13 protein-coding genes and 1 pseudogene are annotated in these 18027 nt (G+C 62.6%); 8 read left to right on the top strand and 6 right to left on the bottom strand.

The features are described from left to right. The 3 genes from rsgA to ligA form a co-directional block, all read right to left on the bottom strand. The coding region (gene rsgA / locus RMO57_RS04435; RefSeq protein ID WP_310384598.1) for a GTPase RsgA at positions 1 to 510 on the bottom strand (510 nt) is incomplete at its 3' end. A 35-nt stretch (positions 511 to 545) separates the two neighbouring features. After that, positions 546 to 1826 carry a MerR family transcriptional regulator gene (locus tag RMO57_RS04430; RefSeq protein ID WP_310384595.1) on the bottom strand — a complete coding sequence of 427 codons (1281 nt, stop codon included), beginning with the start codon at positions 1824 to 1826 and terminating at the stop codon, positions 546 to 548. Positions 1827 to 2631: 805 nt separating this feature from the next. Further along, a complete protein-coding gene (ligA, locus tag RMO57_RS04425; RefSeq protein WP_310384593.1) occupies positions 2632 to 4683 on the bottom strand; it encodes an NAD-dependent DNA ligase LigA in 2052 nt (683 codons plus the stop codon). Positions 4684 to 4780: 97 nt separating this feature from the next. Here ligA and RMO57_RS04420 point away from each other — a divergent pair, with 97 nt between their 5' ends. Further along, positions 4781 to 5848: a PstS family phosphate ABC transporter substrate-binding protein gene (locus RMO57_RS04420; protein WP_310384591.1), complete on the top strand. Its 1068-nt coding sequence runs from the start codon at positions 4781 to 4783 to the stop codon at positions 5846 to 5848. 83 nt (positions 5849 to 5931) lie between these two features. On the opposite strand, the gene RMO57_RS04415 is transcribed toward RMO57_RS04420, so the two are convergent. From RMO57_RS04415 to smc, 3 genes are read right to left on the bottom strand one after another with little or no spacing between them, the layout of a single operon-like run. Then, positions 5932 to 7257 (bottom strand): hemolysin family protein, encoded by a 1326-nt coding sequence (locus tag RMO57_RS04415; RefSeq protein ID WP_310384589.1) that lies wholly within the window; start codon positions 7255 to 7257, stop codon positions 5932 to 5934. Between the two features lie 12 nt (positions 7258 to 7269). Further along, a complete protein-coding gene (locus RMO57_RS04410) occupies positions 7270 to 8304 on the bottom strand; it encodes a cell division protein ZipA C-terminal FtsZ-binding domain-containing protein (RefSeq protein WP_310384587.1) in 1035 nt (344 codons plus the stop codon). A gap of 11 nt (positions 8305 to 8315) precedes the next feature. Continuing rightward, positions 8316 to 11831 (bottom strand): chromosome segregation protein SMC, encoded by a 3516-nt coding sequence (gene smc / locus RMO57_RS04405; protein ID WP_310384585.1) that lies wholly within the window; start codon positions 11829 to 11831, stop codon positions 8316 to 8318. 365 nt (positions 11832 to 12196) lie between these two features. Here smc and queF point away from each other — a divergent pair, with 365 nt between their 5' ends. The 7 genes and pseudogenes from queF to RMO57_RS04370 form a co-directional block, all read left to right on the top strand. Continuing rightward, positions 12197 to 12628: a preQ(1) synthase gene (gene queF, locus RMO57_RS04400; protein WP_310384600.1), complete on the top strand. Its 432-nt coding sequence runs from the start codon at positions 12197 to 12199 to the stop codon at positions 12626 to 12628. Continuing rightward, positions 12628 to 13053: an SET domain-containing protein gene (locus tag RMO57_RS04395; RefSeq protein WP_310384583.1), complete on the top strand. Its 426-nt coding sequence runs from the start codon at positions 12628 to 12630 to the stop codon at positions 13051 to 13053. The genes queF and RMO57_RS04395 overlap by 1 nt, the downstream gene beginning before the upstream one ends. Positions 13054 to 13064: 11 nt before the next feature. Next, positions 13065 to 14330: a succinyldiaminopimelate transaminase gene (dapC, locus tag RMO57_RS04390; protein ID WP_310384580.1), complete on the top strand. Its 1266-nt coding sequence runs from the start codon at positions 13065 to 13067 to the stop codon at positions 14328 to 14330. Positions 14331 to 14348: 18 nt separating this feature from the next. After that, positions 14349 to 15170: a 2,3,4,5-tetrahydropyridine-2,6-dicarboxylate N-succinyltransferase gene (gene dapD / locus RMO57_RS04385; protein WP_310384578.1), complete on the top strand. Its 822-nt coding sequence runs from the start codon at positions 14349 to 14351 to the stop codon at positions 15168 to 15170. A 134-nt stretch (positions 15171 to 15304) separates the two neighbouring features. Next, entirely contained in the window at positions 15305 to 16462 is a 1158-nt protein-coding gene (locus RMO57_RS04380) for a PilT/PilU family type 4a pilus ATPase (protein ID WP_310384576.1), read from the top strand. Positions 16463 to 16482: 20 nt separating this feature from the next. Beyond that, positions 16483 to 17628: a succinyl-diaminopimelate desuccinylase gene (dapE, locus tag RMO57_RS04375; protein WP_310384574.1), complete on the top strand. Its 1146-nt coding sequence runs from the start codon at positions 16483 to 16485 to the stop codon at positions 17626 to 17628. Next, positions 17625 to 18027 (top strand): annotated as a pseudogene (locus RMO57_RS04370) (50S ribosomal protein L3 N(5)-glutamine methyltransferase); the annotation flags it as partial. The gene dapE and the pseudogene RMO57_RS04370, both read left to right, overlap by 4 nt.

The raw sequence follows: 18027 nt of genomic DNA, 5'->3' as shown, positions 1-18027 counted from the left end.
ACCAACTTGGCGAATTCCTTCGATCATTTTTTCCCGCTCTTCCAGACTAACCAGATCGGTCTTGGTCAGTAGGATTACTGGCTCGATTTGCCCCTCGCTCACCATCACGAGATAGCGCTCCAGTCGTTGCAAATTGAAATCGTAGTGACAGGACTGGACGATGAAGGCCACATCAATATTTGCAGCAATCATTTGGAACTCGATAATTTTCCCGGGATTTTTTCGTCTCAGGGACGACTTCCTTGGCAAGCGGTGGTTGATGGTCGCATGAGCTCCACCATCGTGATACCGCACACCGACCCAGTCACCGACGCATGGCAGATCGGAAGGCGACTTGCTGGAGTAGAAAAATCTGCCCGCCAGCTCGGCAGGTAGCTCGCCCAATTCATTCCTGACAATCAATTGGTTACGGTCAACAGCCGTCACGCGGGCTATGGACTTTCCGGAAACACACAATTCACTGGCCTGGCTCTTGAACCAATGATTGAAGCCGAGTTTGCTTAACATCATGATGGCAAGTTGGTAGTAAACATACGAACAGCACCTTATGTCTTTTGCAGCACAAAGAAGGTGTAGCCATAGCTCTTCGAATGCTGTCGGAACATCTCAACCTCTTCCTCGCAAGCAGCGTAGACCTCTTCTGCCTCGGCTATACCGGCATTCTTCAACTTCAGTTTCTGTAGATGCTCCAGCATCGGCGTGTAGTAGTCGTCCCACCATGCGCTTTCGGGCAAATTGAAGTGTTCTATCACCCTGTAGCCGCTAGCGGCCGCTATTCGACACACCTCGTCTGCGCTTCTGATGTCCGGATAGACCTTGTCCAAGTAAGCCCGAACCTCGGTCGGTGGCTCGCTCACAAACCAGCACATCTCGGTAAAGGCTAGATAACCAGCAGGCTTGAGGTAGGCCCTAAAGTCCTTTAGACCTTGCTCAAGGCCGATGATAAAAATCGATCCCTCGGCCCAGAGCAGGTCAAAACTCTCATCGTCAAAGGGCATGCCGATCATCGATAGCTCTCGCGTTTCAATGTTCAAGCCTTTTTCCGCGGAGGACCGATCCAATTGATCCAGCAAGGAACGGTGATTGTCGATCGCAAGAATTTTTGTTGCCAGTTCCTGCGCAAGAACCTGTGTCTGCATACCGCAGCCGCAGCCGCAGCCGATATCCAGGACAGTGGGTTTGACTGGCAGATTCTTCAGCAAACCAAGAGCTTTGAGGGTGGCTTCCCTACACCCCGGCCCCTGCCGTGGCAAATCTTCGAAAAGTTCGAAAAAGTATTTCATAGCCATCTTGTTGTCCTTAACGCTTTTGGTCAGCAACCTGACTTGAATAGCTTCTTTTTCAGTGAGTCCGAGGCTCAGAAGAAAATCATGATGCGCCCGTGGCGCCCTGCGTTCGAACTCGATGTGCCAGTGCTTGGCCGCCATTTCATCGAGACCGCTGGCCTGCTGTAGGCTCAACCACAGCTCCTGATCCAGTCCCGAGGCGTCGAGCCCCACCGCCACCGTCTTGAGCATGCTGGTGATGAGGCGCTGCTGTGACTTGAGCGTGGCAATCTGTTGGCTGATTTTGCGCAGGCGCCCTTCCAGAATCGAGCCATCACTGTTGATATTTTTTAACAGGTGGGCGATTTCAGAAAGGCTCAGACCAGCGTCGCGGAAGAAGCAGATGCGTTCGAGCGTGGCTAAATCATCCTGCGTGTAGAAGCGGTAGTCCGCTTGGCTTCGCCCACTCGGGCACAACAGCCCGATGCGGTCGTAATACAACAGCGTTGAGCGCGAAAGGCCACAGCGTCGCCCAAGTTCGGTGATGCGATAAGTTTCCACAGCTCGACTGTAAACAGTGAAGCCATAGTCGGGTCAAGTGTTTCCTTTCTTGGGCAGAACGGCCGGTATCTGAGGTATCACCAGCTGTTCATGACGCTAGAAATTTGGATAGATCGAAGATGCCTGCGCCTGCTTTGGGTCGGCAGTGCCACTTCGCCCCGTGCGACAACGGTCCTTTGCCGAGGGCTTGGTGCTATCCACTGACGAATACCCGGTCTTGAAGGTGAAGCGGTCGCTCGCTTGGTCGAACACTGAATGACCACTGGTGACCCTCGCCACTGTTCATCACCGCCGTCCCCAATTGACTCCGTTCAGCCTAATGCTGAAATTCGACGAGCTCCCGCAACGGGCACGTTCCTGACATTGGCTCTCGACCGCAAAGTGCCAGTCCCGCAGTAGTTGCCTTGGAGTCAGCAACTCATACAGTCTCACAGCAGTTGAACCTAATGCTGCCGCGTGAGGCACGGCAGACCGGATGGCCGTGCGCTTGCGTCGCGAGCGCCGTTCCCCTCGCTGCGCACCGAACGCCCACTCCGAAGTTGGCTCGGCCCGCCGACGGGCGATTTGTGCGCGGCTGAGGGCGCAGCGGAGCGGGTCAGGCGCGCGCAGGGCGCATCCACTTCTGACTTGGCGGCACTTGTTTGAACGAAGTGAGTTTGCCGCCGCTGACCCACGCAGTGAGCACCGAGGGGAGCCGGCCACAGGCCGGCCCAGGCACCATGAGCACGGCGGCGGGGCGAGTCAACGAGCATGGCATGCGGCATTTGGATTTCCGCGTCGGGCACTTTGCAGCGACTCAAATCGCTCAAGTAGCAGCCAACAAAGACTGCAGCCCCGCCTCATCCAGCACCGTCACACCCAGCTCCCGCGCCTTGTCCAGCTTGGAGCCGGCCTCCTCGCCGGCCACCACGTAATGGGTCTTTTTGGATACCGAGCCACTGACCTTGCCGCCGGCCGCTTCGATCAAGTCCTTGGCCGCGTCGCGCGACAGCGTGGGCAAGGTGCCGGTCAGCACCAGGGTCTTGCCGAGCAGCGGCTGAGGGCCGATTTCTGCCGCCGCGCCGGCGCCTTCGGGCCAGCTCAGGCCGGCCGCACGCAGTTGCTCAATCACCTCGCGGTTATGCGCCTGGGCGAAGAAGGTGTGGATGCTCTGCGCCACGATGGGGCCGACATCGCGGACCTGCAACAACTGCTCCACGCTGGCATCCATCAAGGCATCAATACCGCCGAAGTAACGCGCCAGATCCTTGGCCGTGGCCTCGCCGACCTGGCGAATGCCGAGGCCATAGAGAAAGCGCGCCAGCGTGGTGTGCTTGCTCTTCTCCAGCGATTCCAGCAGATTCAAGGCGCTGCGGTCGGCCATCCGGTCCAGCGCCGACAATTTGGCAACGCCCAATTTGTACAGACCCGGCAGGCTGGTGACCAGGCCTTCGTCGACCAGCTGCTCCACCAATTTGTCGCCCAGGCCCTCGATGTCGAGCGCGCGGCGGCCGGCAAAATGCAGCAAGGCCTGCTTGCGCTGCGCCGGGCAGAACAGGCCGCCGCTGCAGCTGTGGTTGATGCCGCCCTTTTCCCGCACGACCGCGCTCCCGCAGGCCGGGCAGGCACGTGGCATGCGGAAGTTGGGTACATAAGCAGTCCTGGGCTCCACCACCCTGCCGACCACCTCGGGAATCACATCGCCGGCGCGCCGCACGATCACCTGATCGCCGACCCGCACGCCCTTGCGCCGTAGCTCGAAGACGTTATGCAGCGTGGCGTTGGAGACCGTCGTGCCGCCCACGAAGACCGGCTCCAGCTTGGCCACCGGGGTGAGCTTGCCGGTGCGGCCGACCTGGATCTCGATCGCATTCAACCGGGTCAGCATCTCCTGCGCCGGGTATTTGTGCGCCACCGCCCACCGCGGTTCGCGACTGACGAAACCCAGCCGCTGCTGCAAGGCGAGGCTGTTGACCTTGTAGACAATGCCGTCGATATCAAACGGCAGGCCGTCGCGCTTGGCCCCCATCGCCCGATGAAACGCGACCAATCCAGCCGCCCCGTAAGCGACCACGCGGTCGGCGCAGACCGGCAGACCCAACTCCGCCAGCGCGTCCAGCAGTCCGCTGTGAGTGGCCGGTAGCTCCCAGCCCCTCACCTCGCCCAGGCCATAGGCAAAGAAGCTCAAGGGACGTTGGGCGGCCAGCGCCGGGTCAAGCTGACGCACCGCGCCGGCGGCGGTGTTGCGCGGGTTGACGAAGGTCTTGTCACCCGCCTGACGCTGGCGCTCGTTCAGGGCCTCGAAGTGATCGCGCCGCATATAGACCTCGCCGCGCACCTCGATCACCGCAGCGCTGGCATTTTTTAGGCGTAGTGGAATCTGCCCTATGGTCTTGATGTTTTGAGTCACGTCCTCACCGGTCTCGCCGTCGCCGCGCGTGGTGGCCTGCTTCAGCACACCCTGCTCATAGCGCAGATTGATGGCCAGACCATCAAACTTCAACTCGGCCGCATATTCGACCGGCGGCGCATCCTCGGCCAGTTCCAACTGCTTGCGCACGCGCTGATCGAAGCTCAGCGCACCCGTGGCCTCGGTGTCGGTCTCGGTGCGTATGCTCAGCATCGCGACGGCATGGCGCACCGGCGAGAAGCCCTCCAGCACTTTGCCCAGCACCCGCTGGGTTGGGGAATCTGGCGTTAGCAGCGCAGGATGCGCGGCCTCCAGCGCCTGCAGTTCTTGAAACAACCGGTCGTATTCGGCGTCCGGCAGCGTCGGCGCGTCCAGCACGTAATACAGATGGGCGTGGTGATTCAGTTGTTCACGCAGCTCCGCCACGCGTTGCCCGGCCGTCTCAAAGAGGGAAGAATTCTCAGTCATAGCGCGTATTGTGGCCGAGCCGTACAGGCGTCACGACACTGACACATTCATAATCGAGAGTGCCGCGTGTGCCATTTATTCAAGCAAGGACTTCCTCATGACTAAAAAAATCCGGGTCGCAGAACTTGCGCCACTTGCGCTACTTGCGTTGGGCGCAGCTATCGGCAGCGGCGGTGTGCAGGCGCAAACTCCGCGCGACTACATCAGCATCGTCGGGTCGTCGACAGTTTTCCCCTTTTCCACCGTCGTGGCCGAACAGTTCAGCAAGGCGCAGCGCTTCAAGCCCGCAAAGCTTGAATCAACCGGTTCGGGTGGCGGCATCAAGTTGTTCTGTGCCGGCGTCGGGGAGCAGTATCCAGACATTGCTAACTCCTCACGCCCGATGACCAAGTCCGAAATGGAGATATGCGCGAAGAATGGCGTCACCGAGGTCGCCGAAATCAAGATCGGCTACGACGGCATCAGCGTGGCTCACGCCAGTTCGGCCAAACCCATCGCGTTGGAGCGCAGCGACCTTTGGCTGGCTCTTGCCAAGCATGTGCCTGACCCCAAAGGTCAGCACAAACTGGTGGCCAACCCCTACAAGTCATGGAAAGAAATTAACCCACAGTTGCCAAATGTGAAAATTGAGGTTTACGGTCCGCCGTCAACATCGGGCACCCGGGACGCCTTCACTGAATTGGTGATGGACGTGGGTTGCAACGAGTTTCCGGTGATGCGCGCGCTGAAGACTGCCGACTCAAAAGGCCACAAACCAGCCTGCCAGACGATGCGCGAGGACGGTGCGTTTGTCGAGGCCGGTGAGAACGACAACCTGATCGTCAAGAAATTGGCTGCGAACCCTCATGCCTTTGGGATCTTTGGCTTCAGCTTCCTCGATCAGAATCGCGACAAACTTCAGGGTGTGGCGATTGAGGGCATCAAGCCCGGCTTCGAAGCGATTGCCAGCACGAAATACCCGGTCTCGCGCCCGCTGTTTTTCTACGTGAAGAAGGCGCATGTCGGCGTGATTCCTGGGATTCGCGAATACGTCATCGAATTCACCAGCGAAAAGTCTTGGGGGCCTGAAGGCTATCTCTCAGGGCGCGGTTTGATCCCGATGCCTGAGGCAGAGCGCAAGCAATTCGCGGCTAAAGCAGCCAGTTTGGCGGCCTCGCCGCGCTGATTCAGACGCGGTGCCATGGCTGTGGCGGCTCTTCTGCCGCAGTCGCTGGCGCTGCTGAGTCCAGCGGCCCGCCCAGGGCCAGCTCAGCGGTCTGATGCCGATGGTTTGTCAGGGTCTGGCACAGGCACTCGCGCGATCATCACCTGATCAACCCGGTGGCTGTCCACGTCAACGACCTCGAAGCGCCAGCCCTCCCAGACCACCTGATCCGTGCGCTTGGGGATGCGCCGCAACATCACCATCAAAAAGCCCGCCAAGGTGTCGTACTGGCCGGCATGCGGCAGGCTGTCCAGCCCCAGCGCGCGCTGCACATCGGGGATCGGCGTGATGCCGTCGGCGAGGAAGGAGCCATCGTCGCGGCGCACGATCTGCTCCTCTTCGGCCGACACCGCGCGGCTGCCCATCACCGTGCTCATCACATCATTGAGCGTGATCACACCAACCACCAGGCTGTACTCATTGACGATCACGGCAAAGTCCTCGTGCACCTGGCGGAACTGCACCAGCACCTCGGACAGGGTCAGGCGGTCCGGCACGATCAAGACCTTTTTCAGCTGGCCGGCGGCCAATGCGGCGCGCAGGTCGATCACCTCGCCGCGCAGCACCGACTGGAACAGGTCGGTGGCGTCGACATAACCGACTATGTTGTCAACACCGCCGTCGCAGACCAGATAGGTCGAATGTGGCGCCTCGGCGATGCGGTTGCGGATCAGCGCGTCATCGTCCTCGATCGAGAAGAACACGATGTGCTCGCGCGTCGTCATCGTGCTCTCGACCCGGCGGGTGTCCAGCTCGAAGACGTTTTCTATCATCTGCTGCTCGGAGTCAGCCACCACACCGGCCAGATTGCCAGCCTCGGCCAGCGCCAGAATGTCCAGATGGGTGATCGAGTTGTCACGCTGCGCCGGCCGGCCCATCATGCGGATCAAGGCCTCGGTCATCGCGCTGAAGGCCCAGGCCAAGGGTTTGAGCAGGGTCACTAACGCCTGCATAGGCCCGATCACGACCAGAGCCATGCGCTCGGGCTCGTTCATAGACAGGCGCTTGGGCACCAGGTCGGCCAGCACAATGAACAAGCTGATGATGGTCAGAAAGGACAGGCTGAAACCGAGCGAATAGGCTTGCTCGGGCGACACAATCAAGCGCAAAGCCGCCTCGAAATGTGGGGTCAGCGCGCCCTCGCCGACAAAGCCGCCCAGGATGGCGACCGTGTTGACGCCGATCTGCACCACGGTGAAGTAGTGGCCCGGCTGCTCCTGCACCGCCAACACCCGCAGCGCGCGCGCATCACCGTCATCGGCCAGCTGCTGCAGCTTGAGCCGGCGCGAGGCGGCCAGCGCCAACTCCGCCACCGAGAAGAAGGCGCTGGCGGCGATCAGGGCCGCAATCAAAAGCAGGCTGGTGGTCAATGCATTTCCTCCTTAGCTGAAAAGACGCCGCGCGACCAAGCTACCGGCCGCCAAATCACGTGAGGCCAGGGCTCGGTAGAGCGTGGTGAGGTCCTGACCGATCGACGCGAAGGCATGCAGATTCAAGACCTGACCCCGGTCGTCGCAGACATCGGCCTCAATGTCGCGCGCCAGCCCTCGCGCCGCTTCTTGCCATGACGCGAACGGCTCCAGCGCTTCAGCCGTTTGCGGCACGTCCAGCGACAGCGACAACTCGCGCAAGGACGAAGCCTGCGGATTCTCGGCCAAGGCCGCCTGCGACTCGAAGTTCAGCGTCAGAATCGGAGGCGCGCCTTCTTCCTCGGAAGCCAGCACCAAACGCCCCGGCATTGAACCCGGCACAAAGCCGTGCCGCGCGGCCACCTGCTGCACATAACCCAAGGTCCAGGCGGCCGATTTGGCGCGCAGGATCACCGCCAGCTGCGCGTCATGATCGCCGGCAAACTGATCCAGTTCGCGCGACCGCCCGACCACATCCAGCATGTCGGGAAACTGCACAAAGGCGCCGACGCCGTCGGCGAAGCTCTGCACTTTCTGCACAAATTCCGAGTACTCGATCTCGTTCATCGCGCCGTTGCGGTTGGCCATCTGCGCGCCGGCCTGGAATTCGCCATAACGTTGACCGGGTACGGGCAACTCCCACTCGCCGGTCTCGGCATTCAGGCCCTCGATATGAAAGGGCTTGGTGCCGGCACGGCGGCTGCCCGGCAGATGCGCGAGCGCCATCTCGCCGCTGACCGGCGCGTCCAGCGTGAGGGTGGCGATCGCGTCGATCAAGGCATCGATGCGGGCCGAGGGCTTGCGCACGCGAGCCACGGCCGGCAGCGTCCCATCTAATGCCACCGCAGCCCCGTCCAGCGCCGGAACGTCCAGACCGGGCTCCAGCCGGTCGCCATCCATCAAAGGTTCCAGCTGCGCATCGGCGCGGCGTGGGCCGGCCTTGCGGGCGCTCCAGGCGCCGTGGGCGACGACGCCGGCCAGCACCACGCCACCGGCTATAGCAAGCATCTCCGTGAGCGTCATGTCAGTTCTGCAAGGGCCAGCGCCTTGTCCATGTCCACCGCCACTATGCGTGAAACGCCCTGCTCTTGCATGGTCACACCAATCAATTGTTCTGCCATTTCCATTGCGATCTTGTTGTGTGAGATGAAGAGGAACTGGGTTCCGCTGCTCATCTGGGCCACCAGTTTGGCATAACGCTCGGTGTTGGCGTCGTCCAATGGGGCGTCCACCTCGTCCAATAAACAGAACGGGGCGGGGTTGAGTTGAAAAATGGCGAACACCAGAGCAATCGCCGTCAGCGCTTTTTCGCCACCCGAGAGCAGGTGGATGGTGCTGTTCTTCTTGCCCGGCGGCTGGGCCATCACCTGCACGCCGGCATCGAGAATTTCGTCGCCGGTCATCATCAGCTTGGCCTGGCCGCCACCGAACAGGATCGGGAACATGCGGCCAAAATGCAGATTCACCTGCTCGAAGGTGGCGCTAAGCAGGTCGCGCGTCTCCAGGTCGATCTTGTGGATCGCGTCCTCCAACGTGGCCATGGCCGACTGCAAATCGGCGCATTGCGAATCAAGGAAGGTCTTGCGCTCGCGCGCCGACGTCAGCTCGTCGAGTGCGGCCAGATTGACGGCGCCGAGGGCCGCGATCTCGCGGTTGATGCGGTCGATCTCGCCCTGCAGGCCGTAGAGTTTGACCTGCCCCTCCTCGACACTGAGCGCCAGCGCGGCCATGTCGACGCCGGCGGCGACCAGTTGCTCCAGATACTGCGCGCCGCCGAGCTGGGCGGCTTGTTCTTCAAGCTGCAGCTTGGTCAGGCGCTCGCGCAGCGGATCCAGGCTGCGCTCGAAAGCCAGGCGCTGCTCATCCATCTGGCGCAGGCGCAGGCTCAAATCGTCATAGCCGCTGCGCACGCCGGCCAGCGCATGTTCGCGCTCCATCTTCAGCGCCAAGGCGTCTTGCAGGCCGGCCTGCGCGGCCGCGTCATTGAGCGTATCCAGCTCATGCTGCAGGCTGGCGATCGACTGCTGGTTGGTCTGCATCTGCTGGGCGGCGGTCTCGATCGCGCGCTGCAGCTCGGCCCGCCGCGAGGCCAGCGCGCGGGCGCTGTACTGCGCCTCTTGCGCGCGCCGCTCCAGGCCGCGCAGCTGCTCGCGCGCCTCGGCCAAGCGGCGCTCGGCCAAGAGCGTCGCATCATCCAGCTCGGCATGGCGCTCCTGCGTCGTCGCCAGCTGCATATCGAGTTCCTCGAAGCGCGCCTCGCCGGTGCTGCGGCGCTCCTGCAATTCCTCGCCCTGGGCGTCGATCTCGAACAGCTCGTCCTCCAGCTGACTGCGGCGGCTGCTGGCGGCTTCCGCTTGGGCCGTCAGCCGAAGTAACTCGACATGCAATTGGTGGGCGCGGTTCTGCGTTTCGACCGCCTCGCGACGCAGGCCCAAGAGTCGCTGCGTGGCCTCGGTGTAGCCGGCCTCGGCGCGCACCAGGGCCGATTTGGACTCCTCGGCGATCAGCACTTGAGCGCGCAGCTCCAGCACCAAATGCTCGATCTCCTGCGCCCGCGCCAGCATGCCGGCCTGCTCGGAATCGGGCGCGTAAAAGCTCACCGCGAATTGGCTGACCGCGTGGCCGGCGGCCGTCATGATCAGCTCGCCATGGGTCAGTTTGGCGCGGTTGGCCAGGGCATCGTCCAGCGAGTCGGCGGTGTAGACGCCCTCCAGCCAGTCATTCAGCAAGGCACTCAAGCCGGCGTGATCCAGGCGCAGCAGATCGCTCAGGCGCGCCAGGGTCTGGTGCGTGTTGGCAATCGCTGCGGCCGGCGGCGAATAAAAGGCCAGCTTTGCCGGCGGCGCGTCCGACTCAAAGGCGCGCACCGTCTCCAGCCGTCCGACTTCGAGCGCGCTCATGCGCTCGCGCAGCGAGGCCTCCAGCGCGTTCTCCCAGCCCGGCTTGATGTGCAATCGCGTCCACAGGCCGGCCAGACCGTCCAAGCCATGCTTGGCCAACCAAGGTTTTAGTTTGCCCTCGGTTTGCACTTTTTCTTGCAAAGCGCGCAAGGCGTCTAGCCTCGCCGACAGGGTCGACTGCTTGGCCTGCTGCTGGTTGGCGTCGGCCTGCGCGGCCCGCCTGGCTTCTTCAAATTGGGGGACCTGCTCGCCCAGCTCATGCAAGCGCGCATCGGCCATATCGCGGGCCTCATCAAACGCCTCGCTGTTGCGTTTCAGCTCGGCCAGCTTGTCTTGATCGGGCGCGGCCAGGCCTTGACTTTCAGTCGTCAGACGCTCGCGCCGGGTGCGCAATTGCCGCGTCTGCTCCTCGACGCTGCGGCTCTCGGCCGCCAGCACCTGGATCTGCTGCTGCACCTGCACGACCAGGGCGCGCTGCTCATTGGCGCGCGCCTGCGCGGCCCGCACCGCATCCTCGGCATTCGGTAGATTGCCGCCCTGCTCCTCGGCCTGCGCGGCGAGGATTTCGCTTTGCTCCTCGGCGGCCGCGATCTGCTCGGCAATCGTCTCCAGCTCGTCCTTGGACTGCAGCGAGCGCTCTTCCCATTGCTGGTTTTGCACCTGCAGCTCGGTCAGACGCGCCTCTACGCGCTTGCGCCCCTCGACCACATAGCGGATGCGCTCCTCCAGCCGGCTGACCTCCAACTGCGCCTCGGCATAACGCCCTTGGCTAGCGTGCAACTCGTCGCCGGCCGCGTAATGGGCTTGCCTCACCGTCTCCAGCTCGGCCTCGACCTGACGCAGCTCGGCCAGCCGCGACTCCAGGGCATTGGTGGCCTCCAGATGCTCGGCCCTGACGCGGGCCTGCTCGACGCTGGCGTCACGCTGCTTCAGGAACCAGAGCTGATGCAATTTGAGGTTTCCCGCGTCCTGCAGGCCACGGTAACTGGCCGCCACCTCGGCCTGCTTTTCGAGCTTTTCGAGGTTGGCGTTCAGCTCGCGCAGGATGTCGTCGACGCGGGTCAGGTTTTCGCGCGTGTCGCGCAGCCGGCTCTCGGTCTCGCGGCGGCGCTCCTTGTACTTGGAGACGCCGGCGGCTTCCTCCAGAAACATGCGCATCTCTTCGGGCTTGCTCTCGATCAGGCGGCTGATCGTGCCCTGGCCGATGATGGCGTAGGCGCGCGGCCCCAAACCGGTACCCAGGAACACGTCCTGCACATCGCGCCGGCGCACCGGCTGGTTGTTGATGAAGTAGCTGGAGCTGCCGTCGCGGGTCAACACGCGCTTGACGGCGATCTCGGCGAACTGACTCCACTGGCCGCCGGCACGGGCGTCTTCGTTGGAGAACACCAGCTCGACGCTGGCGCGGCTGGCCGGCTTGCGGTTGCCGGAGCCGTTAAAAATCACGTCCTGCATGGACTCGCCGCGCAGCTCGGAGGCGCGGCTTTCGCCCAGCACCCAGCGCACGGCGTCCATGATGTTGGACTTGCCGCAGCCGTTCGGCCCGACCACGCCCACCAGTTGGCCAGGCAGCTGAAACACGGTAGCGTCGGCAAAGGACTTGAAGCCCGCAAGCTTGATCGAGTTCAGACGCATGGGGACCGGGTACCGCAAATAGCGCTGCCTGAAGCGCAGCTAAGCCGTTGATTTATTTACACAAAAGCGCCGCAAACGGGCGCTTTATCGGGCCTGGATGATACCATCGCGCCCTCCCCCTTTTACTCACCGACACAGCTTGCGCTTTGGCCTTGCTGCGGCGCACCGATTCCATGGCCAAGATATTCCCTCCGTCCAAGTCCATCAACAAGTCCCCCGTCAAGGCTGCAGCCAAGACCGGCAGCAAGGGCCGCCAAACGTTGGAGCTGGAGGCCAAGACCCGCAAGGTGCTGAAGCTGGAGGAGCCCAAGCCCGCAAAGAAGAGTCCAACTGTCAGTATGGCGATGGCGCCCAAGCAGCGCGAAATGCCGCCGAATCCGCCCTCACGGCCGAGCAAGGAGCTGCATGTGTTTCCTAACCCATCCCCTGAGCGCGACTATGTGATCCAGTTCCAGGTGCCCGAGTTCACCTGCCACTGCCCGCTGACGGGCCAGCCCGACTTTGCTCACTTCACCATCGACATGATTGCCGACCAGCAATGCGTCGAGCTCAAAAGCCTGAAGATGTATTTTTGGAGCTACCGTGACGAGGGCGCCTTCCATGAGAAGGTCACCAACACGATTCTTGACGACATCGTCAAGGTGACGAATCCGCGCTTCATCCGCATCACCGCCAAGTGGTATGTGCGCGGCGGCATCTACACCAATGTGGTGGTCGAGCACCGTCAAAAGGGCTGGAAGCCGCTGCCGCGGGTGGACCTGCCGGCGCATGGATTCCAGTCAGGCTTGCTGGGCTGATGTCCTTCGCCTACAGCAGCGCCCATCAGAATAGCGCCGTCAGGGTCAAGCGCAGCCGCATCGACGGCTACGGCGTATTCGCCGATGAAACCGTACTGCTCGGCGCAAAATTAGGAGGCCTGACCGGCGAGGCCATCAGCGTGGCCGAGGCCAGACGCCGCGCTCAGGGGCGCCAGCGCATCATGCTGGTGGAGCTGTCGGCCAGCCGCGCCATCGACGCCACCCGCTCGGCCGACGCGATGCGCTTTACCAACCATTCCTGCTCGCCCAATGCCCGCATTCAGGTGGAGGACGGCAGGATCGAGTTCTTCGCGCTGCGCAATCTGGCCATCGGCGACGAGATCACCGTGGATTACGGCCTCACCCACCATGAAGGCCGCCTCGCCTGCCGCTGCGCGCAGCCGGGCTGTAGCGGCTGGCTTTGAATCAAGACTCAATGACCAACATTCCTCACAACCCGCTGCTGGACAAGCTCCACCCTTACCCCTTTGAGCGCCTGCGCGCCTTGAATGCCGGCATCACGCCGAATCCTGCCTACCGCTCCATCAGCCTAGGCATCGGTGAGCCCAAGCATCCGGCGCCCAAGCTGATTGAAGACGCACTGATGGGCGCAATGAAGGGCCTGTCGGGCTACCCGGCCACCGCCGGCGAGCCGGTCCTGCGCGAGGCAATCTGCGCCTGGCTCGCGCGCCGCTATGGTTTGACGTTAGACCCTGCGACCCAGGTGCTGCCGGTCAATGGTTCGCGCGAGGCCTTGTTCGCGCTGGCCCAGACGGTGATCGACCCCAGCCGCCCCGGCGCGACCGTCGTTTGCCCGAATCCGTTTTATCAAATCTACGAAGGCGCGGCCCTGCTGGCCGGCGCGCAGACGGCTTTTGCCAACAGTGACCCGGCGCGTAACTTCGCGGCCAACTGGGCCGAGATTGATGAGGCTACTTGGGCAAAGACTCAGCTGCTCTATGTCTGCTCGCCCGGCAACCCGACCGGTGCGGTGATGCCGCTGAGCGAATGGCAGACGCTGTTCGAGCTGTCCGACCGCCATGGCTTTGTGATCGCTTCGGACGAGTGCTATTCAGAAATCTATTTCGGCGAAGAAGGCCCCGCATCTGCGCCGCTGGGCGGGCTGGAGGCAGCGGCCAAGCTGGGTCGCGCCGACTTCCGCCATCTGATCGCCTTCACCAGCCTGTCCAAACGCTCCAATGTGCCGGGCCTGCGCTCGGGCTTTGTGGCCGGTGATGCATCCATCATCAAACGCTTTCTGCTCTACCGCACCTATCACGGCAGCGCGATGAGCCCGCTGGTGCAGGCGGCCAGCGTGGCGGCCTGGTTTGATGAGGCCCATGTGGTCGCGAATCGGGCCGAGTACCGTGCCAAGTTCGCGCGGGTGACGCCGCTGCTGGCGGGCGTTATGCAAGTCGCTTTGCCGGACGCGGGCTTTTATCTCTGGGCCGAGGTGCCGGCCCATATTCACGCCGGCGACGATGTCGCTTTCGCCCAGGGTCTGCTGGCTCAATACAATGTCACCGTGCTGCCGGGCAGCTTGTTGGCACGCGCGGCGCAGGGCATCAACCCGGGCGCCGGCCGTATCCGCCTGGCCCTGGTGGCCGAGTTGAGCGAATGCATGGAGGCTGCCGAGCGCATCAAAGCCTTCGTGCAGTCTTTCAAGCCGGCGCTTTCAGACTCACCTCTTTCAACTCCCTGACCTATTTCGAGCCGATTCATGACCACACAATTGCAAGCCACCATCGATCTGGCCTGGGACGCCCGCGCCTCCATCACTGCCGCCAATGCGCCCGAGGTGCGCGAGGCGGTTGAGCAGGTGATGGCCGAGCTGGACGCCGGCCGCCTGCGCGTGGCCGAGCGCCAGTCGGTCGGCCAGTGGGTCGTGCATCAATGGGTCAAGAAGGCGGTCTTGCTGTCCTTCCGCCTGAACGACAACCGACTGATGGGTGCCGGTGACATGACCTTCTTCGACAAGGTGCCGACCAAGTTTGGCGGCCTGACCGAAGACGCGATCCGCGCCATGGGCGTGCGCGTGGTGCCGCCGGCCGTGGCACGGCGCGGCAGCTTCCTGGCCAAGAACGTGATCCTGATGCCGTCCTACGTCAATATCGGCGCCTATGTCGATGAGGGAGCTATGGTCGACACCTGGGCGACGGTCGGCAGCTGCGCGCAGATCGGCAAGAACGTGCACCTGAGCGGCGGCGTCGGCATCGGCGGCGTGCTGGAGCCGCTGCAGGGCAACCCGACCATCATCGAAGACAACTGCTTCATCGGCGCGCGCTCGGAAGTGGTCGAGGGCGTCATCGTCGAGGAGAACTCGGTCATCTCGATGGGCGTCTACATCGGCCAGAGCACGCCGATCTATGACCGCGAGCTGGACACCGTCACCTATGGCCGCGTGCCGGCCGGCTCGGTCGTGATCAGCGGCAGCCTGCCCAAGAACAACGGCAAGTACAGCCTGTATGCGGCCATCATCGTCAAGAAGGTCGACGCCGGTACGCGCGCCAAGACCAGCATCAACGACCTGCTGCGCGCCTGATCAAGCGATAAGGGGCGATCAATGGCATTGAACTCGGGCGCAGCGCCGGGCCGCCCCAAGCGAGCCCGAGCCATCCAACGGATGGCTATCCCCTCGGGGGATCGGTCGATGTACTCATCGGACGAGGGGCACACATGAGCGGCAATATGGAGCGCATCCTGCGCTTGATGGCCGACAAGGGCGCATCCGACGTTTATCTGTCGGCCAATATGCCGGTGTTGATCCGTCTGAACGGGCAGATCGTGCAGCTGTCCGACCAAGTGCTGACGCACAGCCAGCCGCGCCAGTTGATCGCCGAGGTGGTGGAGCCGGCGCAACTGGCCGAGCTGGACGCCACCGGCGAGCTGAATATGGCGGTAGCGGTCAGCAAGGTCGGCAGCTTTCGGCTTTCGGGCTTTCGCCAGCGCGGCAGCATCGCCGGTGTGTTCCGCCATATTCCGCACAACATCCCTTCGCTGGAGAGCCTCAACCTGCCGCCGGTCTTGGGCAAGCTGGTGCAAGAAAAGCGCGGCCTGATCCTGATGGTCGGCGCCACCGGCACCGGCAAAAGCACCACGCTGGCGTCGATGCTGGAGCAGCGCAACCAAAGCATGAGCGGCCATATCCTCACCATCGAGGACCCGCTCGAATATCTGTTCACCAACAAGCGCTCGGTGGTCAACCAGCGCGAGGTCGGGCGCGACACCGCCTCGCTGCAAATCGCCCTGAAGAATGCCTTGCGCCAGGCGCCGGACTGCATCTTGATCGGTGAGATCCGCGACCGCGAGACCATGACCTCGGCGATCTCGTACGCGCTGTCAGGCCACTTGGTGCTGGCCACCTTGCACGGCAATAACAGCTATCACGCGCTGAACCGCATTCTGTCCTTCTACACGCCGGAGTCACGCCCGGCGCTGCTGAATGACCTGGCGGCCGGGCTGAAATCGATTGTGTCGCAGCGCCTGGTGCGGGCCTCGGCCGGCGGGCGCATTCCGGTCATCGAGATCTTGCTCAACACCAAGCTGATCTCGGAGTTGATTGAGCATGGTGACTTCAGCGGCGTCAAGGAAGCGATGGAAAAGTCCATGGCCGAAGGCTCACAAACCTATGAAGAGAACTTCGCCAAACTGATCATAGCCGGCACCATCACGCGCGAAGAAGGCCTGGCCTTCGCCGACTCGCCGACCAATTTACTCTGGCGTTTGCAAAACGATGCGCCCGGGGCGAACAAGGCTTCAGCCAAGCAAGCCGAAGCCACGCCCAGTGACGAAGCCAGCTTTACCGAGATCACCCTGGACGTGCGCCAGGATTGATACCACGACCCAAAAAATTCATGTCCAACACCCTTGCCTTGCTTGAGGCGCTGATCGCGCGCCCGTCCGTCACGCCGCTTGATGCTGGCTGCCAAGAGCTGATCGCTGCTCGCCTGGCCGCGCTCGGTTTCGAGATCGAACGCATGGACAGCGGTCCGGAGAACTTCCGCGTCAGCAATCTTTGGGCGATCAAACATGGCTTGCCAGACAAGCCAGTGCTGATGTTCGCTGGCCACACCGATGTGGTGCCGCCCGGCCGCCTGGATGCCTGGGCCAGCGACCCTTTTGTGCCCAGCTACCGGGACGGCCGCATCTACGGCCGCGGTGCCGCCGATATGAAGGGTTCGGTCGCGGCGATGGTAGTCGCGGCCGAAGAGTTCATCGCCGCCCACCCGGACCACGCCGGCAGCCTCGCCTTCTTGTTGACCAGCGACGAGGAAGGCCCGTCGATTGATGGCAGCAAGGTTTGCTGCCAGGTTTTACTGGCACGTGGCCAGCGCTTGGATTACTGCATCGTCGGCGAGCCGACCTCCGTTGATGCCGTCGGCGATATGCTGAAAAACGGTCGCCGTGGCACGCTCAGCGGCAAGCTCCGGGTCAAGGGCATCCAAGGCCATGTGGCCTACCCGCAATTGGCGCGCAACCCGGTGCACCAAGCGGCACCGGCTCTGGCCGAGTTGACGGCGATGGTCTGGGACGCCGGCAATGACTATTTCCCCGCCACTACCTTGCAGATCTCAAACATCAGCGCCGGCACTGGGGCGACCAATGTGATCCCGGGCGAGATGGTCTTGGATTTCAATTTCCGGTTCTCGACCGAGTCCACGCCGGAAGGACTGAAGGCCCGCGTGCTGGCCCTGCTGGAGCGCCACGGCCTGGAGTACGCCTTGGATTGGACGCTGGGCGGCGAGCCGTTTTTGACGCCGGTCGGGCGTTTGAGCGAGGCCTTGTGTGCGGCGATTCGGCAGGAGACCGGGCTGAACGCCCAACTCTCCACCACCGGCGGCACCTCGGACGGGCGCTTCATTGCCAAGATCTGTCTAGAGGTGATCGAGTTCGGTCCCATCAACGCCAGCATCCACAAAATCGACGAATACCTGCCCGCCGACAGCCTGGAACCGCTGAAGAATATTTACCGTTTGACGCTGGAGAACCTGCTGCTGTGAAGCTGATTGACTGTATTGAACAAAGCGCCGCCCGCCTGACCGAAGCGGGCGTTTCTTTTGGCCACGGCACGACCAACGCCTTTGACGAAGCCGCGTGGCTGGTGCTGTGGCGTTGTGGATTCCCGCTGGACAGTTTGGACGAGCACGAACAAGAAGCGCTGAGCCCCGAGAACTTGGCCAAGATTGAGGCCTTGATCGAACAGCGCATCGCCACCCGCAAGCCTGCCGCCTATTTGACCCAGGAGGCTTGGCTGCAAGGCGTGCCCTTTTATATTGACGAGCGCGCCATCGTGCCGCGCAGCCTGATTGCCGAGCTGGTCGCCAATGAGGCGATCGACTCCTGGTTGTCGGACCAGACCCGCCGCGTGCTGGATCTGTGCACCGGCAACGGCAGCCTGG

The sequence above is a fragment of the Roseateles sp. genome, assembly GCF_031397715.1.
Classification (GTDB): Bacteria; Pseudomonadota; Gammaproteobacteria; order Burkholderiales; family Burkholderiaceae_C; genus Paucibacter_A.
The sequence above is the reverse complement of the archived record's forward strand: the minus strand, read 5'-3'. Positions and strand labels throughout refer to the sequence as shown.